The following is a 6,004-nucleotide window of genomic DNA, read 5'->3' on the forward strand; positions in this document are numbered from 1 at the left end:
CGCCCCCCTAACCCCCCAATTCTGGGGGGAACATGAGTTCAAAGTCCCCCAATTTTGGGGGATTTAGAGGGCAAATTCCACAGGAGAGCGCTTAAGTCAGTGACATTCAACCTAACCCCCAGTTCCTCACTAAAGTCCTCAGTCTCATCTGCGGCGATCGCTCCGGCTTCCCTACAAAGGTTGGGGAAACAATCAAAGCCTCTCTTCTGCTAGGAGAGAGGTTTTTCAGAGAGGTCTACCTGTAGAGCAACTCACTTTACTTTTCAGTAAGCCTAAGGTTGAATTTTCCCATCAGGCATTTCTGTACCAGTTAAGATTGCTTTATTCAACTGATCTGGCTGAATATTCTGCGACCCACGCAGCCTTGCTTCGCTGAGGTCTGTGTTAGTGAGGTTTGCCAGATGTAGACAAGTTCCACCTAAATTTGCTTCTTTCAGGAATATTCCAGTTAGATTGGCTTGACGCAGGTTTATCGCGCCAAAATCTCTTTCCCCAGCTGCGTATTTGCTCAGAAGTTCATCGATGTTCATATCATCTAGTTTTCAACACCCACTGGTACACTATTACTTCGTCTCCATCCAGTTTTGGCCCGCATGAACATCAACCATTAAGGGCACACTCAACTTAACGGCTGATTCCATCGTTTCTCGAATTTTTGGCTGCAATTCTTCCCAAACATCTGGATGAACTTCAAAGACTAATTCATCGTGAACTTGCAAGAGTAAACGTGCCTTTTCCTGATAGTCCTGCAAGAGCTTATGCACATTTGCCATCGCAATTTTGATGATGTCGGCACTTGAGCCTTGAATGGGAGCATTCGCCGCCGCACGTAACAAACCGGCATCATATTGGTCGCGTACTCCAATTTTATTGAGTTCAATCTCCTGAGGATTTTTGCCTTTGAGGTGGCGTAGGTTACCACTGTTGAACTCGAAATAGCGGCGACGTCCTAGAAGAGTTTCAACATAACCTTGTGCGATCGCTTCTCGTTGTAACTGCTGCAAGTACGCAAAAACCTTGGGATAGCGCTGGTTAAACCGCTCAATAAACTTCTTCCCTTCCGTTGCACTGACTCCCGCTTCCCGCGCAAAGCGTTGCGCTCCCATCCCATAAATCACACCAAAGTTAATGGTTTTACCCAAGCGGCGTTCATCTGGCGTCACCGTTTCCTTTTCAAACAATAACCTCGCCGTTACCGTGTGAACATCTTCCTGGTTTTGATACGTTTCAACGAGTACTGGCTCTTGACTGAAGTGTGCCAAGATACGTAACTCAATTTGAGAATAATCTGCCGCTGCCAGCAACCAACCCGGTTCTGGAATAAACCCTTGCCGAATTTTTCGACTAAAGGCGGTACGGATAGGAATATTCTGCAAATTTGGATTAGAAGACGACAGACGCCCTGTGCTTGTCGCCGTTTGGTTAAAATCGGTATGCACCCGCTGCGTATCCGGACGTACTAGCGCAGGTAACGCATCCACATAGGTTGATTTCAACTTAGATAACGTGCGGTGTTCCAAAATTGCATCTACAACCGGATGATCACCAGAAAGCTTTTCTAACGTTGCAGCATCTGTAGAGTAGCCTGTCTTTATCTTTCGCGACTTTTTGCGATCTAACCCCAATTTTTCAAACAGCAACTCGCTCAACTGTTTAGGAGAACCTAAATTGAATTTTTCTCCCGCTGCCTCATAAGCTCGCTGTTCAATGGCTCCTAAATCTTTTTCCAGCTGTTGCGATAGTTCCTTAAGATAGGCGGTATCAATGCGAATGCCTTGATATTCCATCTCTGCTAAGACGGGTTCCAAAGGCTGTTCAACATTTAATAACAGCTCGTACAGTTTTGGAGCTGCCTCCAGTTTTTCGCGTAACTTGGGAACCAGGCAAAACGTCGTGTAGGCATCCATACCGCAGTAATCTGCAACCGCCTGGATACTCACATCAGCAATTGTCTTACCTTTTGGGACTAATTCTGAGTAACTTTTAGGGTTTATCCCCAAATACTTCTGTGATAGCTCGGTAAGGTTATGGCTGGTATCTGGATTGAGGACATAACTTGCCAGCATCGTGTCAAATATAACCCCTGCTAGCTGAATGCCTTGACAGCGCAATACTAAGCGGTCAAATTTGGCATTCTGTAAGGCTTTGGGATACTCTGCACTCTCTAGAATTGGGCGAAGCGCTGCTAGAACTGTATCTTTATCTAAGTTGTTGCCCTCTCTATGACCAATGGGAATATAGGCAATTTCCACATCTAACGGCTGAATTTCACCTTTGCCTCCCTCCTCAGTTTCTCCCCTTTTATCCAGGGGGGAGACTTCACTCAAAGTCCCCCTCTTTAAGGGGGATTTAGGGGGATCTAAATCTGATGGGTTAGAGGCAAAGCAGCAGCCAATTCCTACCAACTGGGCGTCTCGTGGTTCTAAATCGCTGGTTTCTGTGTCCCAGGCAACAGGGATTGCTGGATTAGTGCAGTTTCGTAACTGCTTAACTAACTGAGCTAACTTTTCAGGTGTATTGATGATGGTGGGTTGAATTCCAGACTGATTAGAAGAGGTTTGTTTCTGATATTCTTCGGTATCCGCTGCACTGAAAAACCAAAGGTCATTGTCTTCTGGTTCCAGCGCTGAGGGTACGGTAGACTCTGCTGCTACAGATTCTGGTTGTGAGGCTTCGGTATGCTGGGTCTGTTCCGGAGTTGGGGTTTCCTCAACCGCTCTACCACCAAAAATTTGCTGAAGTTGGTCAATTTTGCCCAAAAAAGTCTGAAACTCCAGTTTTTCTAGCAGGGGTTTCAGGACAGCAGTATCAAATCCCTCTAGCTTGCCATCTTCTAGTTCGATGTTTACTGGGGCATCAAATTTCAACTGAGCAAGATAGCGGGAATGCTGTGCATCTTGTTTCCCAACTTCTAGCTTGGTCTTGGTAGCGCCTTTAATCTCGTCCAAGGAAGCATAAATTCCCTCAAGGGAGCCAAAACGCTCTAGCAACTGGATAGCCGTTTTGTCCCCAATCCCTTTGACTCCAGGAATATTATCGGATTTATCACCACAGAGGGCTTTGTAGTCTACAACTTGGGCAGGTGTGATGCCCAGTTTCTCCTTAACCTGTTCTGGGCCAAATTCCGTTGGACCCGTAGAACGTCCCCGCTTCAAAAAATCTGTGCTGAGATACAGAATACTGATGTTTTTTTCGGGATCGATTAGCTGATATAAATCGCGATCGCCTGTTAAAATTTTGACTCGATAACCCTTTTCACTAGCTTGTATCGCTAACGTTGCCAAAACGTCATCTGCCTCATAACCCGGAGAAGTAACCACCGGCACTCTTAATGCCGCGAGCAACTCCTGAAGATTTGCTACATCGGGGATGAAGTCTTCGGGTGTTTCAGGTCGGCCGGCTTTGTAGGTATCATCCGCTTCGTGGCGAAACGTTGGCTCTTTCGTGTCAAAGGCAACTGCCATCGATTGCGGTTGCTCTGATCCCATGACCTCTAACAGCGACTTGAGAAAGCCAAAGCAGACACTCGTGGGAATTCCTGTCTTTTGGGTGCGCAGTCCACCGTCTCGCCCCTTGGCAAAGGCAAAGTAGGAACGAAAGGCTAACGAATGACCGTCAACCAGTATCAATAGCGGTTGCTCTACCGATGAGGCGTCGGCAGCAGCTTCAGGGTTGGGGGCAGGGTTGGATTGAGACATAGCCCCATTTTAGCCAGTTCCTTCTCCACTCACCCTCTCCTCTTGTTGAGGTAGTGAAAGAAAAAAGCAGTTGGATCTCCCCGCCAACTGCTTTAAAAGTCACTGAGTAAACCTTGTATTTCAAGATTCCTATTTGTATCTGATTTAACAGCTCCCTGTCTAGAAGTTTGGCATCTCTTGTCGAAAGCTTTATGCATTTCCCGATTTATATAAAGTTTTTGTGGAAACTACTGTCACCACTAGCGGGGACAAAAGTCAACAGAGCCTTAAGTTTACAAGCTTTTTACCCTCCTCAGGGTTGAAAAAGTAAGTACAACTACTTATCCAATTGTTCACAGTGAGCAGTTTGCTCCGTGACACTGTTGATAAAACTGCCTAAACCTCAAGTAGGAAACTTTTACGAAGATTTTCCTTCTTTTGGTTTAACAGAAGTACCCAAATCGGGGGATGGTCATTTTGTCAAACACTTGTTACGCTTTGTAATAACAGCAGTAGAGGCTGAGCTAGCTCACCGACACTGACGCCTTACCCAGTCAGGGCTTTTGTAGACCACAATGTTCCTTCCTTTTATCTAGTTAGCAAGGAGTTAACTATGTCTGGACCCGTCAAACTCTCATTGGAACAACAATTTAGCATCCGCTCTTTCCAAACTCAGGTTGACCAGATGAGCCGTGAGCAAGCCCAAGATTTCTTGGTCAAGCTCTATGAGCAAATGATGATGCGTGAAAACATGTACAAAGAGTTTCTGAAGCACGAATGGGGACTAGGGGCAAATCCTCAGTTTGAGTCGTAGTAGCCCTGTCTGTAGTGGGCGACCTCCGTCTCTTGCTCGGTTCCGCGCTCGGAAAGGAGCTGGGGATGCTGGGGCGTCAACTCAAGTGCAAAAACGACAATTTTCTAAACTAGGTTGATAGCACTATGTTGCTGCATTTTCAGGAATTTTTGGCAGAAAGCACCGCTTGCGGGTGTAAAAGCTGAAACCAAAGCCAAAAATTTTTAAATGAGAACGTCTGAGGTTATCGCTTAACCTTCATGAGACAATGTCTGGGTTCGTGTCCTCCCTTCAAGAATCTAGAATCCAAGACCAATCAATTCATGAACTATAAGTTTTAAAGAATTCGTCACTCATCCTTTTGAAGCAGTAAGGAGGAGAGCCCTTGATGGTAGTGTTAGGAAAAAGCCATCTGCTCTGCTTATGTTTCAGCGTTGCTTAATCTGCACAAATTTTTCTGACGGTTTATATCGGCTTGTGGAGTTTGTGCCTAGTTTGGCAGCTGGCGGTATCCAGCAGATCATTTTTTTGCATAGTGTTCCTTTGTGGGAAGAAGGAGAAATCCCTCGAATAGACCAAGAAGCGATAGAGAAGGCACGCGATCGCTTCCAAAAAAGTCTGAAAAATGTCCCAGAGGGAGTGGAAGTCAAGATTGAGGTTCCTTCTGGGCGTGCAATCGATACAATCCCCAAGGTGGCAAAGCAATATCAGCCAGATGTCATCCTGACGGGAATGCCAATTCAGAGCTTGTTGCAAGAAAAGCTGTTTGGCAGTACAGCATCCGGTTTGGTGAGAGCATGTGTTACTCCGCTACTGATGGTGCGATCGCAACTCATTTCAACTTACACCCGTGAAGAACTCGATCTACGCTGTAAGCATCTATTCCGGTATTTGCTGATTCCCTACGATGGGAGTAACCCCTCTAAGTATTTGGTACAAAAGGTTAAGGAGCAGGCTCAGAACCGACCGGATAACTCTTTAGAAGAGTGTATGCTGCTGTGGGTGGTGGATGAAGGGGGGCGTCGAGAAGTACCCAAGGATTACCAAGTCAAAGAAGCTCAGGAACAGCTACAGCTCGTAAAAGTTGAGTTGGAACAGTTGGGTTTGCAAGTTAATGCAGAGGTGCGGTTGGGAAATCCTTATGAAGAGATTTTGGATGCCGCTTTAGAGTTTGATATCAGTGCGATCGCAATTTCCTCTGATAATTTAGGTAAGCTGATTGAGTGGCCCGTGCGTAGCTTTGCTGGTGAATTGATGCGCCGCAGTTGGCACCCGGTTCTTTTCTTCCCGCCGCAACGATAGTTTTGAGGGTTGAAGGTTTCAATGTTGAAGGTTTGGAGGTTGAAGGTTTGGAGGTTGAAGGTTTGGAGGTTTCAATGGGCTTTCCTTCGTTGTAAGCTTTAAACCTGCGAACTTTCAACCTGGCAACGTTCAACCTACTAGCCTGTAACCTATTAGATATTCTCTATGACCCATTGTCTATGATTGACCTCTGGGATATCGCTGCGATCGATCAACATGCGCACAACCTGCT

At 46.1% G+C, this 6,004-nt stretch carries 4 protein-coding genes; 2 read left to right on the forward strand and 2 right to left on the reverse strand.

Going from position 1 to position 6,004, the window contains the following annotated elements:
• Positions 1-272: 272 nt before the first annotated feature.
• Both V6C93_RS06870 and polA read right to left on the reverse strand, forming a co-directional pair.
• Complete coding sequence (locus tag V6C93_RS06870; protein WP_333475912.1) at positions 273-530, reverse strand: pentapeptide repeat-containing protein; 258 nt, start codon at positions 528-530, stop codon at positions 273-275.
• 33 nt (positions 531-563) lie between these two features.
• Positions 564-3,698, reverse strand: coding sequence for a DNA polymerase I (gene polA, locus V6C93_RS06875; RefSeq protein ID WP_333475913.1), 3,135 nt, complete (start codon positions 3,696-3,698; stop codon positions 564-566).
• 592 nt (positions 3,699-4,290) lie between these two features.
• Between polA and V6C93_RS06880 the strand changes: the two genes are divergently transcribed.
• Together V6C93_RS06880 and V6C93_RS06885 are read left to right on the forward strand one after the other, a co-directional pair.
• A complete protein-coding gene (locus V6C93_RS06880) occupies positions 4,291-4,491 on the forward strand; it encodes an NblA/ycf18 family protein (protein WP_333475914.1) in 201 nt (66 codons plus the stop codon).
• Between the two features lie 402 nt (positions 4,492-4,893).
• Complete coding sequence (locus tag V6C93_RS06885) at positions 4,894-5,772, forward strand: universal stress protein (protein ID WP_333475915.1); 879 nt, start codon at positions 4,894-4,896, stop codon at positions 5,770-5,772.
• The last annotated feature ends 232 nt before the right edge of the window (positions 5,773-6,004 follow it).

Source organism: Allocoleopsis sp. (genome assembly GCF_036703385.1).
GTDB lineage: Bacteria > Cyanobacteriota > Cyanobacteriia > Cyanobacteriales > Coleofasciculaceae > Allocoleopsis.